This window comes from Pseudarthrobacter sp. BIM B-2242 (assembly GCF_014764445.1).
Taxonomy (GTDB): domain Bacteria; phylum Actinomycetota; class Actinomycetes; order Actinomycetales; family Micrococcaceae; genus Arthrobacter; species Arthrobacter luteus_A.
Genome location: NZ_CP061721.1, coordinates 740,118 through 764,531 on the forward strand (window position 1 = coordinate 740,118; position 24,414 = coordinate 764,531).

The following is a 24,414-nucleotide window of genomic DNA, read 5'->3' on the forward strand; positions in this document are numbered from 1 at the left end:
GGTACAGTTAAGAAACGAAGCCGTGACCGTGCATGATGGGAACCATGCCCAGAAAACCCGTAGCCCGCGGCGCCGTCCTTGACGCTTTTGAAGAACTCCTGATTAGCGTGGGGGAGCGGGCTGCCACCCTGGATGCCGTGGCGAAGCGGGCTGGCGTGTCCAAAGGCGGCCTGCTCTACCACTTCCCCAACAAAGAGGCGCTGATCACGGCCATGCTGGAGCGCCTGGACCTGCTGGCAGGCGAAGACATCGCCCTCATGGCGGCGGCTCCGGAAGGGGCGGCCACCTACTTCATCCGGACCTCGCTCTGGTCCGGTTCGCCGATGGACCGTTCGTTCCTCGCCGCCAGCAGGCTGGCGGAAGTGGCCCATGTGGAGGCCCGGCGCCGGTTTGCCGCCATCCAGCAGCAATGGCTGGACCTCATCGCCACCGATGTTGGCACCGCGATGGCAAAGGCCGTGCTGTATATGGGGGACGGGTTGTATCTGAACGCCATGTGGGAAGGCGGGCAGGCATCGGGTGCCGACGGACTGAAGGGCGACGTGGAAGTGCTCCTGTCCGCCGTGGAGCGGTTGCGCGGCTGATTCTGCTCAGTCTTTCGGCCAGGCCTGTGTGCGGCCCGGGGGTCTCCGGGCGCTCTTAGCCTCCCGGAGCGAAATGATGGTGCAGAACCCGACGGCCCATTTGCCCGATGACCAGGGGCGGAGGAGAATTGGACGTCGTGGCGTACCCTTGCCGCCTCATCTATTTATGGAGTTCCCTGTGAGTGTTACGCCCGCCTCAGCCACCTTTGTTGACAGGCACATTGGCGCCCGCCGCCAGGCCGATATCGACACGATGCTCATGGCCGTTGGCCAGGACACCGTTGATGGCCTGGTGGATACCGCAGTCCCTAAGGGCATCCGGCAGGACATGGCACTTCGCCTCCAGGACGCCCTGAGTGAGGTTGAGGTCCTGGCTGAGCTGCGGAAGCTCGCGGGTAAGAACAAGACGGCTGTGCAGATGATCGGCCAGGGCTATTACGACACGGTCACCCCTGCGGTGATCCGCCGGAACATCCTTGAAGCGCCGGCCTGGTACACCGCGTACACCCCGTACCAGCCCGAGATTTCCCAGGGCCGGCTCGAGGCGCTGCTGAACTTCCAGACCATGGTCCAGGACCTGGTGGGCCTGCCGATCGCCAACGCGTCCCTGCTGGACGAAGCCACCGCCGTGGCCGAGGCCGTCCTGATGATGCGCCGGGCGAATAAGAACAAGGCCGCCGTGGAGGGCAAGACCGTCCTGGATGCCGATGTGATGCCGCAGACCGTCGCGATCGTGAAGGGCCGCGCCGAGGCCCTCGGCTTCGAGGTGGAGGTCGCTGACCTGTCCAAGGGCCTGCCCGAGGGTGTCATCAACGGCATCGTGCTGCAGCAGCCCGGTGTCTCCGGCCGGGTGTTCAACCACGCCGAGGTCATCGCCGCTGCCAAGGAGCGCGGTGCTCTGGTCACGGTCGCCGCGGACCTGCTGGCCCTGACCCTGATCACCCCTCCCGGTGAGCAGGGCGCTGACATAGCGGTCGGTTCCACCCAGCGTTTCGGGGTGCCGCTGTTCTTCGGCGGCCCGCACGCGGCCTACATGGCGGTGGCGAAGGGGCTGGAGCGGTCCATGCCCGGCCGCCTCGTGGGTGTGTCGAAGGACGACGCCGGTGTTCCGGCGTACCGTCTGGCGCTGCAGACCCGTGAGCAGCACATCCGCCGGGAGAAGGCGACCTCGAACATCTGCACGGCGCAGGCCCTGCTGGCCATCGTGTCCTCGTTCTACGCCGTCTACCACGGCCCGGACGGGCTGAAGGCGATCGCCGAACGCGTCCACAACCACGCGAAGACGCTGGCAGCTTCATTGACGGCGGGCGGGCTGGACGTGCCGCACACCAGCTACTTCGATACCCTCACTGTTTCAGTTCCTGGGAAGGCCGCAGCTGTGGTTGCCGCTGCCGAAGCCAAGGGCATCAACCTCCGCGGCATCGACGCCGATACCGTTGGCATCTCCGTCGATGAAACCACGACGCCGGAAACCGTCGCGGCCGTCGCTGAGGCGTTTGGTGCCCGGGTTGCCGGCACCGGCTCCTCCCTTCAGGCGGGGTACTCCTTTGATGGCTCCGTGCTGCGCACGTCGGAGTTTATGCAGCACCCGGTGTTCAACACGCACCGGTCCGAGACGCAGCTGCTGCGTTACATCCGGAAGCTCTCGGACCGTGACCTGGCGCTGGACCGGACCATGATCCCGCTGGGTTCGTGCACGATGAAGCTGAACGCGACCGCGGAGATGGAAGCGATTTCCTGGCCGGAGTTCGCCTCGATCCACCCGTTCGCCCCCGAGTCCCAGACCGTGGGCTGGCGCGAACTGATCAAGGGCCTCGAAGACGACCTGGCAGAGATCACCGGCTATGACCAGGTCTCGTTGCAGCCGAATGCCGGGTCCCAGGGCGAACTCGCCGGGTTGTTGGCGATCCGCGGGTACCACCGGGCCAACGGCGACGCGCAGCGCAACGTCTGCCTGATCCCGGCCTCCGCGCACGGCACCAACGCCGCGTCCGCGGTCCTGGCCGGCATGAAGGTCGTTGTTGTCGCCACCGCGGCGGACGGCACGATTGATCACACGGACCTGTACGCGAAGATCGAGGCGCACAAAGACGCCCTCTCCGCGATCATGATCACCTACCCCTCCACCCACGGCGTGTACGACGCGGACGTGACCGAAATCTGCGACGCCGTGCACGCTGCCGGCGGCCAGGTCTACGTGGACGGGGCGAACCTGAACGCCCTCGTCGGCCTGGCCCAGCCGGGCAAGTTCGGCGGGGACGTCTCGCACCTGAACCTGCACAAGACCTTCTGCATCCCGCACGGCGGCGGCGGACCCGGCGTGGGCCCGGTCGCGGCCAAAGCCCACCTGGCCCCGTTCATGCCCGGGGACGCGAACAAGGCAGCCCACCAGGAAGGCCACGGCGTAGCCATCAGCGCGTCGAACTTCGGCTCCGCCGGTGTCCTCCCGATCTCCTGGGCCTACGTGAAGCTCATGGGTGCCGAGGGCCTGAAGGAAGCGACGAAGTCGGCGCTGCTCGCGGCGAACTATGTTGCGGCCCGCCTGAACGAGTACTTCCCGGTCCTCTACACCGGTGAGGGCGGTCTGGTGGCGCACGAGTGCATCCTGGACCTGCGCGAACTGACCGCCAAGACCGGCGTGACGGCCGAGGATGTGGCCAAGCGCCTGATCGATTACGGTTTTCACGCCCCCACCCTGGCGTTCCCGGTCGCGGGCACCCTGATGGTGGAGCCCACCGAGTCCGAGGACCTGGCCGAGATCGACCGGTTCATCGACGCGATGATCACCATCCGCAAGGAAATCGACCAGGTCGCTGCCGGTGACTTCACCGTGGAGAACTCGCCCCTGCGCAACTCACCGCACACGGCTGCCGCCGTCGTAAATTCTGACTGGACCCGCGAGTACTCCCGTGAGCAGGCCGTCTTCCCCGTCCACCACCTCAAGCAGGACAAGTACTTCCCCCCGGTCGGCCGGATCGACGGCGCCGGCGGAGACCGTAACCTCATCTGCTCCTGCCCGCCGCTCTCCGAGTTCGAAAACTAAGGATTCCGGCTAGTTGTTCAGCGCCGCCCAGAGGTTGAGGGATGAGGCGAACACAATCCACGTGATGTAGGGCAGCAGCAGCAGTCCGGCCAGCCGGCTGATGGGACCGAAACGAACCACCGTAAAGGTCACTGCCACAATCAGCGAGAGGATGACAGCAAACGCCAGCCAGAGGGCCGCTGTGCCCATGACCGGGTAGAGGCTGAAGAAGGTGGGCGTCCACAACAGGTTGAGGAACAACTGGATGCCGTAGGTAACCAGGGCCGGGCGGGACGCGGGCACACCGCGGCGCCAGACCAGCCACGCTGCCACGGCCATGGCCGTGTAGAGAAATGTCCACACGGGACCGAACAGCCAGTTGGGCGGTGACCACGGAGCTTTGTCGGCGTCGACATACCAGCCGTCCACGTTGGCCATCGTGGAGAATGCACCCAGCCAGGCGACCAGGTACGAGGCCGCCAGGAAGAGCACAAGGGCAATTGCCTGGACGCCCGGCCCGCGTTTGGGGCCGGCGCCTCCTGGCGCGTGGGAGGACTCTTCCGGCAGTAGCTTCATGGGTCAACCCTTGCGAAGCGTGGCGGCCGAGTCAAGCGGGCGCACAGCCCTGCTGGACTGGCAGGAGCGGTTCAGGCTTTAGACTTGTGGCTACATGTCCGCACGCAGCCACGAGCACAGAACCACGAACGAAACCCTGAGATTGGACACTGCCCCCTTGCGAGAATTCACCGCCCGCTTTGCCACAGCGGAGGAAATTGAGAACTGGGACAAGCACGTCACGGCCAACCCCAACGGCGGCAACATGCTGCAGTCAGCGGCCTACGCGTCCGTCAAGAACGGCAGCGGCTGGAATGTCCGCTTCCTGGTCCTGGAGTCGGGCGGAACATCCAGTTATAACCTCGTCCTGGAGAAGAAGTTCCCTGTTCTGGGCCGCCTCTGGTACCTCATCAAGGGCCCGGACCTGGACTCCGCCGCGGATCTTAAGCCGGCCCTCGAAGCCTGCGCCGCGTTCGCCCGGAGCCGCAAGCTCAACGTCTTTAGCATCAAGATTGAACCGGACATCATCTCCTCGCCTGACGCCCAGGCGGAGCTCGTGGCGGCCGGCCTGGTGAAGGCACCCAACATCCAGTCGAACGACTCCACCGCGCTGCTGGACATCACCGCACCGGAAAACGAGGTGCTGCGTGCCATCTCGTCCCGCGCCCGGAACGCCATCCGCCGAGCGGAACGTGAAGGCTGCGAAGTTGTTGAGCGCGAACAGAGCCCGGAAACGTACAGGGCGCTCTACGACCTGATGGCGGACACAGTGAATGCCAAGGGTTCCATGCCCCTGCGCAGCTACGAGTACTACGCCCGGTTCTGGGACGAGTTCTGCAACCGCGGCCAGGGCCGGTTCTTCTTCGTGTATGAGGACGGCAAACCCAGCGTTGGTGCCTTCGTGATCAATTACGGCGCCAAGGCAACGTACAAGGACGGCGGCTCCACGCAGAACCGCAAACAGTACGGCGATTCCCACCTGGTCCAGTGGGCCGCGATCCGCCGCATGCAGGAGCTGGGCTGCACCGAGTACGACTTCTGCGGAACCCCGCCGGCCGCGCAGATCAAGGACAAAGCCCACAACCTCTACGGCATGGGCATGTTCAAGACGAGCTTCACGAAGACTGTCACAGACTTCGTGGGCTGCCACGATTACGTCCTGGCCCCGCTCAGGTACGCCCTGTGGACCAAGGGTGCCGAACGGGTCTTCCGCCGGGTCGAAACCGCCCGGACCGGCCAGCAGTTCTACTGACAGCCCCTCAGCGAACACCCACCGAACCACACACAGACGAACGCCGGCGCATGCCCCAGCCGGCGGCACAGCCACAGATGAGGTTACTTCCGTGAATCCAACCAAGGCAGGAACCGGGCTCGAGCTCGGGGTCCTCAGCGATGCCGAGTTCGAGACCTTCTCGCTCAACCATCCCCAAAACAACTTCATCCAGTCCGTCGGGTTCGTCCGGTTCCAGCGCGCCCGCGGCCAGGTAGTGGAACTGTTCGGTGTCAGGCGCGACGGTGAACTCGTGGCCGCCGGCAAACTGAACTACACCACCAACCGGTTCGGCTACAAAGTGTGCGAGTGCGCCAAAGGCCCCCTCATGGACTACACGGACGCCGCCTTGGTGCGTGACGTCGTCGGGCTTCTCAAAGAGCGCGCAGCGGCCCGCAAGGCCGCAGAACTGCGGATCTCCCCGAACCTGCCGTACATCGCCCGCGATGAGGACGGCGCCGAGCACCCCGAGATAACGGACAACAGGCCGCTGGTGTCCGAGCTGGCGCGCCTGGGCTTTGAACACCAGGGCTCGGAGATGGACTTCGTCAATGTGAACTGGATGTTCGTCAAAACGCTCGAAGGCATCAAGGACTCTGAAGAGCTCATCATGAGCACCAGCTACCGGACCCGCAAGGCCATCCGCAAGGCAGAGAAGAACGGTGTGTTCCTGGAACAGGCCACGCTCGAGACGCTGGATGAGTTCTACAACGCCCTCAGCACCGCCGGGAACGAGAAGGGGTTCGTCTACCGGGAGCGCGAATACTACGAACAGCTCCTGCGGACCACGACACCCGAGTTCACCAAGCTCATGATGGCCAAGATCGACATTCCCGCGTACCGGAAATCGATCACAGAGCGCCTGGAAGCCGAATCGGCGGCCGCTGCCGAGCTGCGGCGTGAGGTCGAGGAAACCGGCAGCAAAAAGAAGGCCAACCGGCTCAAGGTGGTCCAGGACCTCGTGGACAGCTACGAACGCAGCCTGAAGGACATTGAGCGGTTCCCGGACTCGGTGGGTGTGGCCACCGTGGCAGCCATCCACTTCGTCTGCTTCGGCGACGAGGTGGTGTGCGTGATCGGCGGGACCGTCCAGGACTACATCTACTTCAACGGCGCCACCTCCCTGTATTGGGGCATGATGCTCCACGGCCTGGAGAAGGGATATGCCCGGTACAACTTCTACGGCACCTTCGGTATCGAGGGGCAGGACGAAGAAGGACACGGCGGGTACCAGTTCAAGAAGGGCTTCGGCGGCGAGGTGGTCCAGCTGGTGGGCAACTTCGTGACCCCGGTGCGGCCGCTCCCGTTCCAGGCCAACCGCCTGGCCCGCGCCGCCGTGGCAGCGGCCCGGACAGTACTCGGCAAACTGCCGCTGAAGCGGCAGGCATAACACCAATCCACCAAAGCGCAGAGGGAGGCGGACCAACGTGAACAAACGTCCCGAGAATTACCGCGGCAAGCCTCATACAGACGGCCTGCCCAAGACAGAGCCGCTCTCGCCCTCCCAGCTCGGCCACGATGCTGCGGCCAAACGGATGCTGCGGCGCCTGGTCCAGGGGGAGAACCCGCCGACGGCGCCAATGAGCATCGTGGACAGGCTCGCCGGGAGCCCCTACGCCAACCCCATGATCCAGGTGGGCGGGGTGGACACCTCCGCCCGGAAAACCCTGGACTTTGCCCTGCACCTCGCCGAGACCATGTTCCGGTACGGGGCGGGCGCGCTGGAGGTGGAGACGAGCATTATTGCCGTGACCGCGGCGCTGGGGCTGAAAAACATCGAGGTGGATATCACCAACCAGTCGGTGGCCATCAACTACGCCCCGAAGGACCAGCCACCGATTGCGCTGCTTCGGGTGGTGCGGTCCTGGACCAACAACTACGCCGGACTGGCCAAGGTACACCGGCTGGTGACCGACATCGTGGCCGGGGGAGTGGGCCGCGACGAGGCCGTCCGCCGGCTCGACGAGGCCATCACCAGCCCCAAGCCGTTCCCGCGCTGGATGGTCACCATGGCCTTCGGCGTGTTTGCCGCGGTCTTTGTGGGCGTCCTGGGCGGCGGCCCGGCGTCCTCGGCCATTGCTTTTGTGGCCAACCTTGGCGTCAGCCTACTCGCCCGGCAGCTGGGCCGGTGGCGGGTGCCGGACTTCTTTACGACGGCGGCCTGCGCCTTCGCGGTCACCCTCACCGCGCTGCTGTTGTGGCGCTTCGGCCTGACCAATGCGCCGGCCATCGTTGTAGTGGGCGGCATCCTCCTGCTCCTGCCCACAGGGCGCCTTGTCTCCTCCGTCCAGGACGCCATTAACGGATTCCCCGTCACGGCAGCCGGCCGGTTCCTTTCCACGTTGCTGACTTTCGGCGCGATTGTGGCCGGCATCGCGGTGGCCTTCGTGGTGGGGTCGATGACCGGGATGCAGGCGATCGACGTCACGCAGACGTTCCCCCCGGCTTACGACCTGTGGGTCCTGGTGATCTTCATCGCCGTTGCCGTGATGGCCATTGGCATCACGGAGCAGACCTCGTGGGATCTGCTGCTGCCCACCGCCGGTGTGGGGGTGGTGGGCTACTTTGTCCTGCTGGGTGCAGGATCGCTTGGCATCGGCGACCGGTTCTCACCGGCACTCGCCGCCGTGGTCATCGGCCTGCTGGCACGGGTGGTGGCACTGAAGATGGGCGCCCCGCAGCTGGTGGTGGCTGTTCCGGCGGCACTGATCCTGCTGCCCGGCCTGACCATTTTCCGCTCGATGTACGTCCTGACCATCGAGGAATCAGAAATCCTGCTGGGCGCCGGCGGCATGCTCAACGCCGGCGCCATTGTCCTCGCTACCGCGGCCGGGATTGTCCTCGGCGACACCCTGGCGCGGCCGCTGACGCGCAGCCTGGCGAGCAACGAGCGGCGGCGCGCCCGGCGGCGGTGATGCTTTAGATCTTCCCTACGGGGAGCTTCTTCTCCGCCTGGAAATCGTCCTCCACCCGGCCCTGGGCCCAGTAACCGGACAGCGATACCTGGCTCCGCTGAAGGCCCCGCTGGACAAAGAGCACATCGCGCAGCGCCTTCATGTAGCCGCGCTCGCCATGGGCAAAAACATCAACGCGTCCTGCCGGCCACTCGGCGTCAGCCACTGCCGACACCAGGAGGTTGCCGGAGCCGGCGGGAATGCCGTTGCGGCGGAGCCACGTGACCTGCACACCGTCCGGGGCGCCGATTGGCTGGACATCGGCATCGCTGTCCACCTCGAGGAACGCAAGGCCCTGTGCTTCCGCGGGCAGTGATTCGATGGCTGCCGCGATTGCCGGAAGGGCGGCCTCGTCCCCGGCGAAGAGATACCAGTCTGCCTCCGGCGACGGGTTGTAGGCACCGCCCGGACCGGTGAACGTGAAGGTGTCGCCCGGCTTGGCTGCGGCGGCCCACGGCCCGGCCAGTCCCTCGTCCCCGTGAATCACAAAGTCGATGGCCAGTTCCTGCGCTGCGGTATCCACCCAGCGGACCGTGTAGGTGCGGGTAAAGGGCCACTGCGCCCGGGGCATGGTCTCCCGGATGGTCCACAGGTCCAGGGGCAGGGCATACTCCACACCCGGCTGCGGGAACACAATTTTTACGTAGCGGTCCACGAAGCTGTTGTTCTCATAGGCGGCAAAGCCCGGGCCGCCGGCCACGATCCTGACCATGTGGGGCGAGAGTTCTTCCCGCCGGATCACGGTGAGGTCAATCTGGGGACGTGTCTTCTTTGTTGCGCTCGTGGCGGCCGGGACTGTGCTCATAAGGCAAGCCTAAGCTAAACAACCGGGGGCAGTTCCCAGGTTACGCCGGACGAGCCCTGCTCCCGCAGCAGTTCATTGATGGTGCTGAACGGCCTGGAACCGAAGAAACCGCGCGACGCCGACAAGGGACTCGGGTGCGCGCTGGAGACCACGGCCACGCCGGACAGCAGCGGCCGGACACTCTCCGCATCCTTGCCCCAGAGCACGGCCACGAGTGGCGGCCTGCCGCCGCCGGCGGTGCGGCGGTTGGCAACCGCGGTGACTGCCGCCGTCGTAACGGCTTCCCAGCCCTTGCCCCGGTGGGAACCGGCGGCACCGGCCCGGACGCTCATGACCCGGTTCAGCAGGAGGACGCCCTGGCCCGCCCACGCGGACAGGTCGCCGTGGACGCGGGCGGGAATACCCAGATCAGACTCGAGTTCACGGTAGATGTTGGCCAGGCTCCGGGGGATGGGGCGGGTCCGCGCGTCAACGGCGAAGGACAGGCCGATTGGGTGACCGGGCGTCGGGTAGGGGTCCTGGCCCACGATCAGGACCTTGACCTCCGCCAGCGGCTGCCTGAAGGCGCGGAGAACGTTCGACGGCGAGGGCAGGACGTTGTGCCCCGCCGCGACTTCTTGTGCCAGGAACGCAAGCACTCTCCGGAGCTCGGGCTCAACCGTCACCAGGGCGGCGGCCCAGTCCGGGGCCATCAGCTCAGGCAGCGGCATTTCGGCAAGCCCGGCGTACGACGCGGCATCTGCCGGCTCCGCCTCCAGCTCGAACAGGGCATCGGATTCAAACACGGTCCCATTCTCGCAGGGTTGACGGCAGGGAATGCCTGCCGTGGTGGGGAAAGCAACAGCGCCACAAATGACAAGCATGTTATTCACGCCGTAGCATGGGATGAGATTTCCAAACCAAACCAGCGAAGGGATGTGCCGTGGCGGAGCCTGCTCGGGAACACGTGCCGGAGCCCGCAGAACGGAAACCGGTGCTGGCGGATTTCACCCTCCGGGACTCCCCGTTGAGCGAGCGGGACCAGCAGATGCTGGCCCTCGAACGGCAGTGGTGGAAGTACGCCGGGGCCAAGGAACAAGCCGTCAGGGAGCTCTTCGACCTGTCCGCCACGCACTATTACCAGCTGCTGAATGCCCTCATTGATTCCGAGGCGGCGCTGGCCCACGACCCCATGCTGGTCAAGAGATTGCGTAGACTACGTACGTCGCGTCACCGGGCGCGCACTGCACGCCGCCTGGGTTCCGACGCCTGACTAACCTCGTGCTGAGCCATCAGCAGCAATCACCAAGGATGTCTCTGCACCATGACCAAATACGCTCGGGATGAATTCGACAAGGTTCCGGAGGCCGCCTCAAGGCAAGGCGTCCACCGCGCAGCCTCGGCACCTGTCCGGCACCGGCTCTGGCCCATCCTTTCCGTAGGGATCGCCGCGCTGGCGATCGGCCTGGTCTCGTTCCTTATCCTCCCCAAACTCGGCATTACCCAGGCCGGAACTGAGCTGTCCACCAGCCTGGGGTCGTCCACTTCCCAAGAGGCCGGCACAGCTCCTTCGGCCAGCCCTGGTGCTTCGCCAAGTCCGGATCCTTCCCCGGATTCGCAGCCTTCGGAGAGCCCGGAAACCGGGTCCGAAGCGTCTGCCTCGCCGTCCGCCACCGAATCCCCGGCTGCTGTCCTGAACAAAGCCCAGGGCGTTGCCGTATACAACGCGGCAGGCACGGCCGGGCTCGCCGGACGCGTCAGTTCAGTGCTCCAGAACGACGGCTGGACGCTGGGACAGGTGGGCAACTGGGCCGGTGCGCCGCAGCAGGGCTCCGTGATCTTCTACTCCGGTGCCGCGCAGCAGGCCAACGCCGAGGCCCTCGCCGCCCTGCTGGGCATTCCCGCGCTGGTCAACAGCCAGGAATTCCGGGTTCCCCTGGTCGTGGTTCTGGGGCCCGGATACCGCTGACCCCTCCGGGGTTACGCGTGGATAACATTCAGCACCGCAGCAGCCGTGTGACTCGGCCCCCGCGACGGCTTGTGGCTAGAGTGATTTCAGGCGACGGTCCACAAGCAGGTCCGTAAAAACGCGGCACACAGCGGAGTGGCTCGTCGGGACGACGGAAAGAGTGGACATCATGGCACTGGGAACCGTGAAGTGGTTCAACGCCGAAAAAGGCTATGGCTTCATCACCGTGGACGGCTCGGGGGATGACGTTTTTGTGCACTGGTCTGCCATTGACGGCGAAGGCTACCGGGCCCTCGAAGAAGGCCAGCGTGTGCAGCTCGAAGTTGGCGAAGGCGAGAAAGGCCCGCAGGCCGAAAGCGTCCGGCCCGCGCAGTGATCGTCAGCAGACAGATTTCCACGGCCTTCCGGACACTCACGGCAGCAGCCCTGCTGCTGGCATTGGCCGGCTGCGGTGGCGCCGCGGGAGGCAACGCGCGGCTGGACACCGTGGAGGCCTCCGGTGACGGCGCCCTGCGCATCGGCCTGATCCAGGACAGTACGGGAGCGCAGAGCTTCCTCAACGATTCACAGCGGGCCGCCGCCGAGCTCGCCATCAATGACATCAACGCCGCCGGGGGCCACAAGGGAAAGCCCGTGGAATTGATCATCGGAGCCGGAGACGGCGCCGGGTCCCAAGCCAGGAACCTCGCCGAAGCCAACGCCGACGTGGTGATCGGGCCCACCGATTCCAGCCAGGCAGCAACTGCCATCGACGTCCTCTCCGCGGACAGGATTCCGCTGATTTCGCCAGCGAACGCCGCCTCCGCGCTGAGTGCCTATAAAAGCGGCGGTTACTATTTCCGGACCGCCGCCGCTGACATCGCCCAGGCATCCGTGCTGGTCAAGCTTGCCAAGGACGGCGGAGCGAAGAGTATTTCCGTTGTCCACCAGGACAGCGCCTACGGCAAGGACGTGTCCGCAGCGGTAGCCAGTGCCGCGACCGCCGCGGGCGGCCTGAAGACCGTGAGCACCTCCGCATTCGCACCGGGCGCCGCGGGGCCGGCAGCCGCTGCCGCGCAAGCGGCAAAGCCGGACGCCGTGGTGCTGATCGCGCGGGACGACGCCCAGGGCGCGCTCGCCGAACTCAACAACGCCGGGCTTTCCGGCAGCAAACTCATCCTCAGCGACGGCGCCTTTGCCCAGTACGGGCAGGGGCTGGGATCAAAGGCCTTGGATGGTGCCCGTGCCGTGGTGCCGGGTGTGCTTGCGTCGGCGGCGTTCCAGGCCCGGCTGCTGGCAATTGATCCGGCGTTAAAGGATCTGTCGTTCGCGGCTGAGGCGTACGACGCCGTGATTCTGGCGGCCCTAGCGGCGGCAGCGGCCGGGGATGACGCCGGACGCTCCATCGCAGCCAACCTGATCGGCGTATCGGGAGGTAACGCCAGCGCCACGTCCGGGGCGGCAGGCGGGCAGGCCGGCACGCCGTGCCTGACGTACGCCGACTGCCTGGCGGCCCTGAAGTCCGGCGCGACGGTGAATTACGACGGCGAATCCGGGCCGGTTGCCTTCGATTCGCAGGGAGACATCACCACGGCAAACTTCATGGTGTTTACGTATGGAGCGGATAACCGGGCCGTACTCACCGGACGTGAGGCGGCAGGACGGTCAACGGCCTGATCGCCAGCGGCGAACGGCGGCCGCCGGATAGGCGGTTCCGGCCTTCATTCGCTTGCACTCTCACCTAGGGAGTGCTAATTATTGAGTTAGCACTCCTACGTACCGACTGCTAAAGCAACGTCCGGTTTTCGCCGGCTTCGGAGCTTGGTGCCGGTCGTGGAGCGAGAGAAATACCTAGCTGGAGTGAGATCCCCAGCCGCGGCATACAGAGGCCGCCGGTGAAGGATCGTCCGTCGCGGGCACTGCAGTGAGGTTCATTCTTAACGACTGTCCCGAAAGGACTACTGCCGTTATGGCCAAGATCATTGCATTTGATGAAGAGGCACGCCGCGGTCTTGAGCGGGGCCTGAACATCCTCGCCGACGCCGTCAAGGTCACCCTCGGCCCGCGTGGACGCAACGTCGTCCTCGAAAAGAAGTGGGGCGCCCCCACGATCACCAACGATGGTGTTTCCATCGCCAAGGAGATCGAACTCGACGATCCTTACGAAAAGATCGGCGCCGAGCTGGTCAAGGAAGTTGCCAAGAAGACGGATGACGTTGCTGGCGACGGTACCACCACGGCAACCGTGCTGGCCCAGGCCCTGGTGAAGGAAGGCCTGCGCAACGTTGCGGCCGGCGCTGACCCGCTGTCCCTCAAGCGCGGCATCGAGAAGGCCGTAGAGGCCGTCACCGTTGAGCTGCTGGCTTCCGCCAAGGAAATCGAAACCAAGGAAGAGATCGCGGCCACCGCCTCCATCTCCGCCGGTGACGACGAAATCGGCGCCCTGATCGCCGAAGCCCTGGACAAGGTGGGCAAGGAAGGCGTCATCACGGTCGAGGAGTCCAACACCTTCGGCCTGGAGCTGGAACTCACCGAAGGCATGCGCTTCGACAAGGGTTACATCTCCGCTTACTTCGTGACCGACACCGAGCGCCAGGAAACGGTCCTTGAGGACCCGTACATCCTGATCGTCAACTCCAAGATCTCCAACGTCAAGGAACTGGTTGCTGTCCTCGAAAAGGTCATGCAGTCCAACAAGCCGCTGCTGATCATTGCCGAAGACATCGAGGGCGAGGCTCTGGCCACCCTGATCGTCAACAAGATCCGCGGCACCTTCAAGTCGGTTGCCGTCAAGGCTCCGGGCTTCGGCGACCGCCGCAAGGCCCAGCTGGCCGACATCGCTGTTCTCACCGGTGGCCAGGTCATCGCCGAGGAAGTGGGCCTCAAGCTGGAGACCGCCGGCCTGGAACTCCTGGGACGCGCCCGCAAGGTTGTTGTCACCAAGGACGAGACCACCATCGTTGAAGGTGCCGGCGACGCCGACCAGATCGCTGGCCGCGTCTCCCAGATCCGTGCCGAGATCGAAAACTCCGATTCCGACTACGACCGCGAGAAGCTGCAGGAGCGCCTGGCCAAGCTGGCCGGCGGCGTTGCAGTCATCAAGGCCGGTGCCGCAACCGAAGTTGAGCTCAAGGAACGCAAGCACCGCATTGAGGACGCCGTCCGCAACGCCAAGGCTGCAGTTGAAGAAGGCATCGTCGCTGGTGGCGGCGTTGCACTGATCCAGGCCGGCGCCAAGGCGTTCGCCAACCTGCAGCTCCAGGGCGACGAGGCAACGGGCGCCAACATCGTCCGCGTTGCCATCGATGCTCCGCTGAAGCAGATCGCCTTCAACGCCGGCCTCGAGCCCGGCGTTGTGGTGGACAAGGTCCGCGGCCTGCCCGCAGGCCACGGCCTGAACGCAGCAACCGGCGAATACGTCGACCTGCTGGCTGCCGGCATCAACGACCCCGTCAAGGTGACCCGCTCTGCACTGCAGAACGCGGCTTCCATTGCCGGTCTGTTCCTCACCACTGAGGCCGTTGTGGCCGACAAGCCGGAGAAGAACGCTCCGGCCATGGGTGGCGGCGACGACATGGGCGGCATGGGCGGCTTCTAGTCCCCAGGCTTTCCCAGGCACAACGCACGACGGCGGTCCTCACCTTTGGTGGGGGCCGCCGTCGGCGGTTAACGGCTGAGGACACCGTCGGCGTCAGCTCCAAACGCCAAAGGGTGGACTTCTGCCGGCGCCAAGGGGTGACCACTGCCGGCGTCAAGGCGCGCACCGGAATTCTGGCAGGATGGAAAGGTGACGATTACAGCAGCAGCCGACGGTTCGGCTTTAGGAAACCCTGGGCCGGCCGGCTGGGCCTGGTATGTGAACGACGACTGCTGGCGGGCCGGGGGATGGCCGCACGGCACCAACAACCAGGGTGAGCTGATGGCTGTCCTTGACCTGTTCCGGGCCACCGCCCACATGCCGGAGGAAGACCTGCGGGTCCTCTGCGACAGCCAGTACGTCATCAACTCCATCACCAAGTGGATGCCGGGCTGGAAACGGAAGGGCTGGCGGAAAGCCGACGGCAAGCCCGTCCTGAATGTTGAGCTCCTCAAGGAACTGGACCGGGAACTTGCCGGCCGCAAATACAGTTTCGAATGGGTCAAGGGCCATGCCGGCCACGACCTGAACGAAGCGGCGGACGTGCGCGCCCGTGCCGCCGCCACCGCGTACCAGCAGGGCGTCGCTGCCCGGTCCGGCCCCGGTTTCGCCGGCGCACCGGAACCCGGTGCTGCGGCAAACTCCGCCGCGTCTGACACGGGCAGCGCAGGCGCAGGTACGGCTGTCCGCACCGCAGCCCGTTCGGCCGTTCCCGCTTCCGCCTCAACTCCTGCGTCTGAGCCTGCGTCGGCGCCTGCAGCCGCGTCTGGCACCGGTGCAGACTTCGAGGGACAGGGCCTGTTCGGACGAGGCGATACCCAACAAAGCCTGTTCGGACAGGCGGCGTTCGAGGAGCCGGACCTGTTCAGCGAGCTGGAAACTGAGGTTTACCCAGCGGCCGAAGGCTCAGGCACGGAAACCATCCCGGAGGTGATCGTCGAGGCCCTCGAACGTGAACTGGCGTTGCCGGACACCAGGAGCGACATTGGCCGCACCGGCGTTCTCCTACATCCCGACTTTATGGAAATTGGCAGTTCGGGCCGGGTCTGGACCCGGGACGCCATGATGATGGCGCTCGAGGAGGACCCTGGACACCACACCGAGCTGGAAATCCTCGGCGCGGACCGCATCGGCGCCGGCGCGGTCCTGCTGACGTACCGAAGCTACTCGCGCTCAGGCACAGTCCTCCGGAGCTCCCTCTGGGTCCTGGACGGCGGCAGGTGGCGGCTCCGGTTCCACCAGGGGACACCCGAGGCCTGACGGCCCGGCCGGAGCAACAGGGTCAGCTGAAGCGCTGCGTGTTGCCCTGCTCGGCCTGGGCGTACGTGTTTGCTGCAGAAGCCAGAGCCATGTTGATAGACGCAAGCGACGCCTCAACCTTGCCTTGGGTCAGGGTCCACTCGGTGACGAGGGCCTGGAAATTGTTGGCGGCAGAGCCACGCCAGGTGGCCTGAAGTTCGTCCAGACCCCGCTTCATGGCGTGGACGTCGGAGCTGATCCGGTCCACCGTTGCCTGGACGTTCGCCGACTTGAGTTGGAGAAGTTCGGTATCGACGGAAATGATGCTCATGGCTGATGCCTTTCGATGAAGTGGGGCAGCTGCCGCTGCCCGCCCGGCTGCTCCGGGCCACTGCTACGAGCCTATGAAGGGGCGCGGAGGGCACGCCACGGGCAATAGCTATATGTGGATAACTTGGCCGTCGCCCGGGCCGCCGGAGGCGTTTCCGGCCGTACTGCCGGCGATCGCCGCATCGAGGTTGTCTGCCGTCTCGTCCCGGACAGGAAGACTGACTACGAGGGTGGCACCGCCGCCGTCGGTCTTTTCCACCCTGACGGACCCTCCGTGCGCGCCCACGATGGCGGCCACGATCGCGAGCCCCAGCCCGCTGCCGCCGGTCTCACGGGTACGGGAGGTGTCGGCCCGGTAGAAGCGCTCAAAAACCTTCGCCGCGTCTTCTTCGGAGATGCCCGGGCCGTGGTCCCGGACCTCAATCACTGCGAGGGCGTGCCCGCCCCCGGACCGGCGCACTCCCACGGCGAGCTCAATCGGGCTGCCCTCCGGGGTGTAGCGCAGCACATTGCCCAGCAGGTTCCCCACCACCTGGCGAAGCTTTGCTTCGTCGCCGAGCACGGGGGCGGGACCGGCCGGTCCGCCGTCGAGGCCAACAAGGGAAACGGTGCGTGAGCGGTCACTCGCACGGGTGTCCACTACGGCGTCGTGGGCGATCAGCTGCAGGTCAACAGGTTTCTTTTGGAGGGGACGCTGTTCGTCGAGGCGTGCCAGCAGCAGGAGGTCCTCCACCATGGAGCCCATCCGCTTGGCTTCGCTTTCGATCCGCCCCATGGCAGTGGCCACGTCCTCATCGGTAGCCAGCGCCCCGTGGCGGTAGAGCTCGGAGAAGCCCCTGATGGTCACCAGCGGAGTTCGCAGTTCGTGAGAGGCGTCGGCGGCGAAGCGCCGCATTTTGGCCTCGGACGCGGTGCGGGCGGCGAATGCCGTTTCGATGTGGGCCAGCATGGCGTTCAGGGAGTTCCCAAGGCGTCCCACCTCGGTATAGGAGTTTTCGATCTCCACGCGCCGGGAGAGGTCACCGGCAGCAATGGCTGCGGCGGTTTTCTCCACCCTGGCAAGCGGCCGGAAGGACCGCGAAACAGTCCAGCTGGCTATCAGGGAAGCGAGCAGCAGCGTGAGCAGGCCGGCGCCGCAGATCACCAGGGTGGCGTGCTTGAGGACATCGTCCACGCTCTGCAACGGCAGGCCAATGACCACCACGGCCAGACGTCCGCTGTTGAGGACCGTCACGGCTACGACGCGCCAGTTCTGGCCGTCCGTGCCCCGGACCTGGTAGGGCTTGCCGTCCCGCCGCTGGGCCTCGTCCACGGAGATGCTGCTGATGTCCGGACGGATTTCGGCGTCCCCGCCGAACGGATACGGCTCCTCGCCCGGCGTGAAAAGGGTGAGCGAGTAATCGGTGGGGACGGGGCTTGGCGCCTGCAGCGGCGTAAAGGAACGTTGCTTGCCTGCAATGCTGACGGCGGCATACAGCTTGTTGTCCACCTGGCCCACCAGGTAGCTGTGCAGCAGCGTCAAGGTGCCTGTCCCGGTGGCGGTCAGGGCAACAATCAGCAGCGCCATGATGATGGCGACGAGCTGGGACCTCAGGGAGGCCGATTTCCACCGCTGCAGCAAGGTCAGCGCTTCTCTGCCGTCCGGAGCACGTAGCCCACGCCGCGCTTGGTCTGGATCAGCGCCGGAGCGTCCGGGTCAATGTCCACTTTGCGGCGCAGGTAGGAAATGTAGGACTCCACAATCGAGGCGTCGCCATTGAAGTTGTACTCCCAGACGTGGTCCAGGATCTGGGATTTCGAGAGCACCCGGTTGGGGTTCAGCATGAGGTACCGCAGGAGCTTGAACTCGGTGGGGGAGAGCTCGATGACCGTACCGCCGCGGCGCACCTCATGGGCGTCGTCGTCGAGCTCCAGGTCATCAACGCGGATCACGGCGTCATCGTCGAGCAGCGGCTGGGTGCGGCGGAGGACGGCCCGGATGCGGGCCACCACCTCGTCCAAACTGAAAGGCTTGGTGACGTAGTCGTCCCCGCCGACGGTGAGGCCGGTGACTTTGTCCTCGGTATCGTCCTTGGCGGTCAGGAACAGGACCGGGAAGTGCTTGCCGGAAGCCCGGAGCTTCCGCGTGACGGTGAAGCCGTCCATATCCGGCAGCATGACGTCCAGGACGGCGAGGTCCGGTGCGTGCAGTTCAGCTGCGGCCAGGGCGTCGCGCCCGTTGGCAGCCGAGACCACCTCGAAACCGGCGAAGCGAAGGGACGTGGACAGCAGTTCGCGGATGTTCGGTTCATCATCAACAACAAGCAGCTTGGCTTCTGGACCGGTCTTCTTCATACTCACATCATGCTCCCGGAATCTGGGAGTTTTCTGGATGGAAGGTGTGTGTTCCGTGTGGCCCGGGAAAGTCCGCGTCCGGCGGCTTACGCGGCCTCCACATCCTTGGCGTCCATAATCCGGTAGGCGTAGCCCTGCTCAGCCAGGAAGCGCTGCCTCTTGGCCGCGAAATCCTGGTCCAGGGTATCCCTGGCCACAAGCGAGTAGAACCGTGCAGCCCGGCCGTCCTTCTTGGGACGGAGCAGCCGTCCCAGCCGCTGCGCCTCTTCCTGGCGGGAGCCGAACGAGCCCGATACCTGGATGGCCACCGAGGCCTCCGGCAAGTCAATGGAGAAGTTGGCCACCTTGGACACCACCAGCGTGTGCACCTCACCGGCGCGGAAGGCATCAAAGAGTTTCTGGCGTTCCTTGACGGAGGTGTCGCCTTTGATGACGGGGGCTTTGAGGCGCTCGCCGATCTCGTCCAGCTGGTCGATGTACTGACCGATCACCAGCAGTTGCTCCCCTGAGTGCCTGGCAACAAGCTGTTCCACGAGCAGGGTCTTGGACTCCGAGGTCGAGCACAGCCGGTACTTGTCCGCGTCCTCGGCCATCGCGTAGGCCACGCGCTCGTCCCGGGGAAGGTCAACACGGACCTCCACGCAGTCGGCGGGCGCGATGTAGCCCTGTGATTCGATGTCCTTCCAGGGCGCGTCGTAGCGTTTGGGCCCGATCAGGCTGAAGACCTCGCCTTCCCGCCCGTCTTCGCGGACCAGCGTGGCAGTCAGGCCCAAACGACGGCGGGCCTGCAGGTCCGCGGTCATACGAAAGATCGGGGCGGGCAGCAGGTGCACCTCGTCGTAGATGATCAGGCCCCAGTCATGGCCGTCCACCAGCTCCAGGTGGGGGTAGAGGCCGCCGCGCTTGGTGGTAAGCACCTGGTACGTGGCGATGGTGACGGGCCGGACCTCCTTGACCGCACCCGAGTACTCGCCGATCTCATCCTCTGTGAGGGAGGTGCGCTTGAGCAGTTCATCCTTCCACTGCCGGGCAGCCACCGTATTCGTCACCAAGATGAGCGTCGTGGTGGAACTGGTGGCCATGGCCGCAGCGCCCACCAGCGTTTTCCCCGCCCCGCAGGGCAGCACCACCACGCCGCTGCCGCCGGCCCAGAAGTTCTCCGTGGCCAGCTGCTGGTAAGGGCGAAGCTTCCAGCCGTCCTCGTTCAGGGCGATCAGGTGCGGGGTGCCGTCCACGTAGCCGGCCAGATCCTCGGCCGGCCAGCCGATCTTGAGGAGCAGCTGCTTGAGCTGGCCGCGCTGGGAGGAGTGGACCACTATGGTTTCGCCGTCTATCCGCGGCCCCAGCAGGGGCTGGATCTTCTTCGCGCGGATCACTTCCTCCAGCACAGGGTAATCGTCAGTGCGCATAACCAAACCGTGCTGAGGATCCTTCTCGAGGCGGAGCCGGCCGTACCGGGACATGGTCTCTTCGACGTCGATCAGCAGCGAATGCGGGACCGGGAACCGGGAGTACTTGAGCAGGGTGTCCAGCACTTTTTCCGCATCCAGTCCGGCGGCGCGCGCATTCCACAGGCCCAGCGGGGTCAGCCGATAGCTGTGCATGTGTTCGGGGGCGCGTTCCAGCTCGGCGAAGGGAGCGATGGCATGCCGTGCCTCGGTTGCAAGCTCATGGTCCACTTCGAGCAGGATGGTTTTGTCGCTCTGGACAATCAGCGGGCCGTCGTTCACGTGGGGGAGTCCTTCACTGGCGCAGGTCGTCTGCGGCTTCGACATCGATGATGCGGTGGATCGAGAGCACGCGCTCCGTTTCCTTTGCCGGATCGAAAACCCGGACCCGGCCACCGCCTACGGAGAGGGGAACAACTGTCTCCAGGCTGGAATTCCCCTGGCTGTCCACCACGTTCATGCTGACGGGCTGCTTGAGCCGGATGGCCCGCTGCAGGGTCTCCAGGCCGAGCTGGGTTGCCGCTTCGCCGGAGCCGGAGCCTGGTGCGGCATGCGGATGGCTGCCGTTGGACTCGGCCCGGCGGTGGCGCAGGACGGCAAGCTGGGCGTCAATGTCCTCCGCGGCGGGCGCAGTCCGCGGGGCCGTGTAGACCGGCCGGACGCTGCCGGGAGCGCTGGTGGTGCGTCGGAGCCGAACGACGGCGGGCTGGGAGTCTTCCACGGAGGGGGAGAGGCCGAGGCCGCGCAGGACCTGGGCCGTTTCACGCGGCGGGGCGGTGGAAATCAGGACTGTGGGTGCGATGCGGGCCAGCCCCAGGCTGGCCGCCCTGGTTTCCGCCTCCAGCTCCAGCACGGCGGCTTCGTCGTCGCTCTGGATAAAGCTGGCGGCTGTACCCACCCGGAGCCTGCCGTGCCTGGCGGCGGTGTCTTCCACCAGGTATTCCAAGGGCTGGGGGACGGCGGTGGCCGAATGTTCACGCAGGAAGCCCAGGAGGCTGGACGCATCGTGACCCGCATCCAGCGCGCGCCTGATGGAGTTTGTCGAGAACCGGTAGATGGTGGCAGGCCCCTGGCCCTCGGCGTCGGACATCAGCAGCAGCTTCTCGCTCAGCTCCGGTGTCAGGTACCCGGGGGCGACAGCGGTGAGGTCCGCCTGGAGCAGGACGTGGTTAAGGGCGGCAGGCAGGTGCTCGCCCAGGATGCCGAGGGCTTCTTCTGGCTTGTCGTCGGCGATGGCGCTGCCAAGCTGGCTCAGCGCTCCAGAGCCGGTCAGGCCCAGCAGCTCCGCTTCGGCCAGCACGCCTTTGATCAGGGAGCTGAAGCGTCGCGCCATCCGTGGCTGGGCCCATTCGGCCCGCTGCAGCACGGCTGCCGCGTCCAGGACCGGGGCAGTGCCATCCATTGCACCGGCCTCGCGGGTAAGCTCGTCCAGGATTTCCAGGATCCGCTTCCTGACCACCGGCGCGTCCGGCCGCTGGGCCTCGGCAGAGAGGGCGTTGATCGCGGTCCCGGCCAGCGCCCTGTGCGCGGCGGAAGCGCCGGTGGTCCCGGTAACGGGCTGGCCCACCAGCGAGGGCACGCGCTCGCTCGCGAGCCAGGCGTTGACCAGCCACAGCCATTGTTCCTGCCGGGTGAGGGCCAGCCACTCCAGCTGCGGCGGCTGAACCCACGAGGATGAGTCCACATCCAGGCGCAGCAGGCCGGAGAGTGCGCTGAGCTCCGCCAGCAGGCCGGCCAGGTGCTGGTCGATGCGCAGCGTTTCGGCCAGCCGCTTCATTTCGCGGACACCGACGCCGCCGCTGCGCAGCGTCACGAGCGGCTGTTCCCGGACGGCGTGCAGGAGCTCGCCCACCAGCCGCAGGGTCTCGGCGATCGCGCCAAGCGCTGCATTCCGGCGCAGCGCAGCGGTGGTGCTGCCCAGTTCCGGAACCGGCGGCGAAAGGGTGAAATCGTTGATGATGGCGCCGCCGCGCAGGGACAGCCCCACACTGTGCGGCAGTTCCACGTGGGCTGCATCCAGCGGGACGAGGAGCCCCCTGGCCAGCAGCCAGTCAACAGGCCCGACGGCGGCGCCCTGGTGTGTAACGGACGCTTTTCGTTGTGCCTGGGGGACGGCACCCATGGCCCAGTTGCGAAATTTGGCGAGCAGCGCCGTCGTACGCTCCGGGGCTCCGGCGAGGGCCTGGTTGAGGGCCTCGGGCGAAGACGTCCAATGCTGCAGCGCAAGCGCTGCCTCCATGGGGGTGGTGGCTTCCTGGATGGCGACGCCGCTGCGGTGAAGCTCGGCAACCAGTTGGACTGCCCGCTGCGCGAACGCCGGCTGGAGCCTGACCAGTTCGGTGTAGCTGCGCCCCAGACCGGCGGGGTAGATGCCCACCACGTCCTTGAGGCATCCCACCGGCAGGTAGAACCGCTGCCGGTGCCCCGGGGCAACAGTGCCGTGCGGCGGCTCTGCCCGGTGGACCAGGGCCAGTTCCTGCAGGGAGGCCAGGATGCGTTCGACGGCCGCCTGCGTGGAGCCGGCTATCAGCTTGCGGACTCCCGCAGCCGAGGCGCTGTGTTCGGTGTCCGGGTTGGTGCACAGGTACAGCGTCTCCAGCACCTGCATCTGGGGCCGGTTGAGGCGTTCCAACGCCCGCTGGACGCTGACCCTGGCGCTTGCCCTGGCCGCCAGTGCGGCAAAGTCCGGCACCGCGGGGGACATCAGATCCGGCCGCGCCGCAAAGAGTGCCCGCAACGAGTCATCGCTGCGGGCTTCCAGTTCTTTACTGAGCGCGCGGATAAGGGACATCAGTCCAACGTTACAGCCCGCCGGACTTTCCCGCCCGGCGACGCCCGGCAACGCTGTCCAGGACAAGGAAGAGCATCAGCAGGAAGGCCACGGGCAGGCCGTACAAGGCGACGGATGTGACCCACACCGGGGCGGCGGTGCCGGCGAAAGCCAGCGCCATCACGGCTCCCACCGCGCCAAGGGAAAGGATGGCGACAATAGCTGCACAGATCATCAGTGGGCGCCGGTAACGCGAGGGTGTCATGCACGTAACGCTAACAGGCGGGCGCCGCGGCGGTCCGTCACTGCCGGACCGCCGCGGCTACCGCCGCTTGCAGGGTTTTGGCCCGGGCCGCGACGGGCATGGCGGGGGGCCATAAAGCAGGAATCGGTCCCCGGCAGGATAACCTTGAAGGAACAGACCAACACGGTCCGTCGCAGTCATTCCCTGAACCCGCATAACAGTGCGGATGCGGTGCCTGCAGGCCGTGTCAGAAGACGTCAGAACGAAGAAGGTTGATTACGTGCCTACCGGCAAGGTCAAGTGGTATGACAAAGAAAAGGGCTTCGGCTTCCTCGCAGGCGAAGACGGCCAGGAAGTTTTCCTGCCCAAATCCTCGCTGCCTGAAGGCGTCACGGAGCTGAAGGCCGGCACCCGCGTTGAGTTCGGCGTCGCCGACGGGCGCAAGGGCGCCCAGGCATTGGGCCTGCGGGTCCTGGACAAGACGCCCTCCATCGCCAAGGCCAAACGGCCCAGCGCACGCGACCTCGCCCCGCTGGTCCAGGACCTGGTCAGCGTCCTGGACAACCTGTCGGGGACCCTGTCCGCGGGCAAGTACCCGGAAGGCAACAAGGGCAAAGCCATCGCGGCGGCACTGCGTAAGGTTGCCGACGAGCTGGACGTTTAGGCCTTGCTGATGAACCAGGAAGCTGAACAGCAGGGCACCACGGCAGCGGAACAGCCATCAACAGATGCGCCGGCACCTGCGGCGGAGCAGACTGCCGCCAAGCCTGCAGCAAAGCGCCGAGCGGGCGTGCCCGTATGGCGGACCGGCAAGCCGGATGCCTTCCTGGCGGCGGCCGTAGATGTGGCCCGCGCCGCCGTCGAAGGCATTACGGCCCCGGCGGATATCGGCGTCCACATCGCGGCCAAAAGCGAAGGGGAGCGCCTGGTCACGCACCTTTTCGAATCAAAGCTGGCCGGTTACCAGGGCTGGCAGTGGTACGCGGTACTGACCCGGAACTCCCGTTCGAAGGTTGTCACCATCAGCGAGCTCGGACTCCTCCCGTCCGAGGACTCCATCCTGTCCCCGGAGTGGGTGCCATGGGCCGAACGTGTTCGTCCTGAGGATGCCCGGGAAGCGGAAGAAGATCAGCCTCCCGCAGCCGCAGCCGCAGCCGACGCCGACGCCGAGGCCGACACAGATGCCGACGCCGACGCGGCCCGCCCTGCGGACGAGGATGACGTGTCCGGGGAACCTGATCCCGAGGAAGACGAACCAGCATCCGAGGCTGACTAGCACGTTGGTACAGGCGCAG

General features: G+C 65.9%; 22 protein-coding genes. 13 read left to right on the forward strand and 9 right to left on the reverse strand.

The window, feature by feature from the left end:
- Nucleotides 1–44: 44 nt before the first annotated feature.
- Complete coding sequence (locus tag IDT60_RS03530; RefSeq protein ID WP_164202181.1) at nucleotides 45–584, forward strand: TetR/AcrR family transcriptional regulator; 540 nt, start codon at nucleotides 45–47, stop codon at nucleotides 582–584.
- Nucleotides 585–762: 178 nt separating this feature from the next.
- Nucleotides 763–3,627: an aminomethyl-transferring glycine dehydrogenase gene (gene gcvP, locus IDT60_RS03535; protein ID WP_191080884.1), complete on the forward strand. Its 2,865-nt coding sequence runs from the start codon at nucleotides 763–765 to the stop codon at nucleotides 3,625–3,627.
- A gap of 9 nt (nucleotides 3,628–3,636) precedes the next feature.
- On the opposite strand, the gene IDT60_RS03540 is transcribed toward gcvP, so the two are convergent.
- Nucleotides 3,637–4,182 (reverse strand): TspO/MBR family protein, encoded by a 546-nt coding sequence (locus tag IDT60_RS03540; protein ID WP_191080885.1) that lies wholly within the window; start codon nucleotides 4,180–4,182, stop codon nucleotides 3,637–3,639.
- A gap of 157 nt (nucleotides 4,183–4,339) precedes the next feature.
- On the opposite strand from IDT60_RS03540, the gene IDT60_RS03545 reads away from it, so the two are divergent.
- From IDT60_RS03545 to IDT60_RS03555, 3 genes are all read left to right on the forward strand, one after another.
- On the forward strand, nucleotides 4,340–5,413 hold the full coding sequence (locus tag IDT60_RS03545; protein ID WP_223883865.1) for a peptidoglycan bridge formation glycyltransferase FemA/FemB family protein: 1,074 nt from the start codon (nucleotides 4,340–4,342) through the stop codon (nucleotides 5,411–5,413).
- A 91-nt stretch (nucleotides 5,414–5,504) separates the two neighbouring features.
- Entirely contained in the window at nucleotides 5,505–6,821 is a 1,317-nt protein-coding gene (locus IDT60_RS03550; protein WP_191080887.1) for a peptidoglycan bridge formation glycyltransferase FemA/FemB family protein, read from the forward strand.
- 145 nt (nucleotides 6,822–6,966) lie between these two features.
- Nucleotides 6,967–8,346, forward strand: coding sequence for a threonine/serine exporter ThrE family protein (locus IDT60_RS03555; RefSeq protein WP_370590733.1), 1,380 nt, complete (start codon nucleotides 6,967–6,969; stop codon nucleotides 8,344–8,346).
- 4 nt (nucleotides 8,347–8,350) lie between these two features.
- Here IDT60_RS03555 and IDT60_RS03560 read toward each other — a convergent pair whose 3' ends face one another.
- On the reverse strand, nucleotides 8,351–9,190 hold the full coding sequence (locus IDT60_RS03560; RefSeq protein ID WP_191080889.1) for a siderophore-interacting protein: 840 nt from the start codon (nucleotides 9,188–9,190) through the stop codon (nucleotides 8,351–8,353).
- Between the two features lie 14 nt (nucleotides 9,191–9,204).
- Complete coding sequence (locus IDT60_RS03565; protein ID WP_223883866.1) at nucleotides 9,205–9,975, reverse strand: uracil-DNA glycosylase; 771 nt, start codon at nucleotides 9,973–9,975, stop codon at nucleotides 9,205–9,207.
- 137 nt (nucleotides 9,976–10,112) lie between these two features.
- On the opposite strand from IDT60_RS03565, the gene IDT60_RS03570 reads away from it, so the two are divergent.
- From IDT60_RS03570 to IDT60_RS03595, 6 genes are all read left to right on the forward strand, one after another.
- Nucleotides 10,113–10,442: a DUF3263 domain-containing protein gene (locus IDT60_RS03570; RefSeq protein ID WP_164202166.1), complete on the forward strand. Its 330-nt coding sequence runs from the start codon at nucleotides 10,113–10,115 to the stop codon at nucleotides 10,440–10,442.
- Between the two features lie 51 nt (nucleotides 10,443–10,493).
- Nucleotides 10,494–11,138, forward strand: a complete 645-nt coding sequence (locus IDT60_RS03575; protein WP_191080890.1) for a LytR C-terminal domain-containing protein — start codon at nucleotides 10,494–10,496, stop codon at nucleotides 11,136–11,138.
- A 169-nt stretch (nucleotides 11,139–11,307) separates the two neighbouring features.
- Complete coding sequence (locus IDT60_RS03580; protein ID WP_164202162.1) at nucleotides 11,308–11,514, forward strand: cold-shock protein; 207 nt, start codon at nucleotides 11,308–11,310, stop codon at nucleotides 11,512–11,514.
- The gene (locus IDT60_RS03585; protein WP_223883867.1) at nucleotides 11,511–12,794 is read left to right on the forward strand and encodes an ABC transporter substrate-binding protein; all 1,284 of its coding nucleotides are present in this window, start codon (nucleotides 11,511–11,513) and stop codon (nucleotides 12,792–12,794) included. Before IDT60_RS03580 ends, IDT60_RS03585 begins: the two co-directional genes overlap by 4 nt.
- Nucleotides 12,795–13,086: 292 nt before the next feature.
- Nucleotides 13,087–14,715 carry a chaperonin GroEL gene (gene groL, locus IDT60_RS03590; protein WP_164202160.1) on the forward strand — a complete coding sequence of 543 codons (1,629 nt, stop codon included), beginning with the start codon at nucleotides 13,087–13,089 and terminating at the stop codon, nucleotides 14,713–14,715.
- Nucleotides 14,716–14,904: 189 nt separating this feature from the next.
- The gene (locus IDT60_RS03595; protein WP_191080891.1) at nucleotides 14,905–16,014 is read left to right on the forward strand and encodes a ribonuclease HI family protein; all 1,110 of its coding nucleotides are present in this window, start codon (nucleotides 14,905–14,907) and stop codon (nucleotides 16,012–16,014) included.
- Between the two features lie 22 nt (nucleotides 16,015–16,036).
- On the opposite strand, the gene IDT60_RS03600 is transcribed toward IDT60_RS03595, so the two are convergent.
- The 6 genes from IDT60_RS03600 to IDT60_RS03625 form a co-directional block, all read right to left on the reverse strand.
- Nucleotides 16,037–16,324: a WXG100 family type VII secretion target gene (locus IDT60_RS03600; RefSeq protein ID WP_164202156.1), complete on the reverse strand. Its 288-nt coding sequence runs from the start codon at nucleotides 16,322–16,324 to the stop codon at nucleotides 16,037–16,039.
- A gap of 108 nt (nucleotides 16,325–16,432) precedes the next feature.
- Complete coding sequence (locus IDT60_RS03605; RefSeq protein WP_191080892.1) at nucleotides 16,433–17,944, reverse strand: cell wall metabolism sensor histidine kinase WalK; 1,512 nt, start codon at nucleotides 17,942–17,944, stop codon at nucleotides 16,433–16,435.
- 2 nt (nucleotides 17,945–17,946) lie between these two features.
- A complete protein-coding gene (locus IDT60_RS03610) occupies nucleotides 17,947–18,657 on the reverse strand; it encodes a response regulator transcription factor (RefSeq protein ID WP_058929981.1) in 711 nt (236 codons plus the stop codon).
- Nucleotides 18,658–18,743: 86 nt separating this feature from the next.
- The gene (locus IDT60_RS03615; RefSeq protein WP_191080893.1) at nucleotides 18,744–20,387 is read right to left on the reverse strand and encodes a DNA repair helicase XPB; all 1,644 of its coding nucleotides are present in this window, start codon (nucleotides 20,385–20,387) and stop codon (nucleotides 18,744–18,746) included.
- 13 nt (nucleotides 20,388–20,400) lie between these two features.
- Nucleotides 20,401–22,896 (reverse strand): helicase-associated domain-containing protein, encoded by a 2,496-nt coding sequence (locus IDT60_RS03620; RefSeq protein ID WP_191080894.1) that lies wholly within the window; start codon nucleotides 22,894–22,896, stop codon nucleotides 20,401–20,403.
- Between the two features lie 10 nt (nucleotides 22,897–22,906).
- Complete coding sequence (locus IDT60_RS03625; RefSeq protein WP_164202151.1) at nucleotides 22,907–23,140, reverse strand: hypothetical protein; 234 nt, start codon at nucleotides 23,138–23,140, stop codon at nucleotides 22,907–22,909.
- A gap of 259 nt (nucleotides 23,141–23,399) precedes the next feature.
- Between IDT60_RS03625 and IDT60_RS03630 the strand changes: the two genes are divergently transcribed.
- Both IDT60_RS03630 and IDT60_RS03635 read left to right on the forward strand, forming a co-directional pair.
- Nucleotides 23,400–23,783 carry a cold-shock protein gene (locus IDT60_RS03630; RefSeq protein ID WP_066286899.1) on the forward strand — a complete coding sequence of 128 codons (384 nt, stop codon included), beginning with the start codon at nucleotides 23,400–23,402 and terminating at the stop codon, nucleotides 23,781–23,783.
- A gap of 9 nt (nucleotides 23,784–23,792) precedes the next feature.
- Nucleotides 23,793–24,395, forward strand: coding sequence for a DUF3027 domain-containing protein (locus tag IDT60_RS03635; protein WP_191080895.1), 603 nt, complete (start codon nucleotides 23,793–23,795; stop codon nucleotides 24,393–24,395).
- Nucleotides 24,396–24,414: the final 19 nt, after the last annotated feature.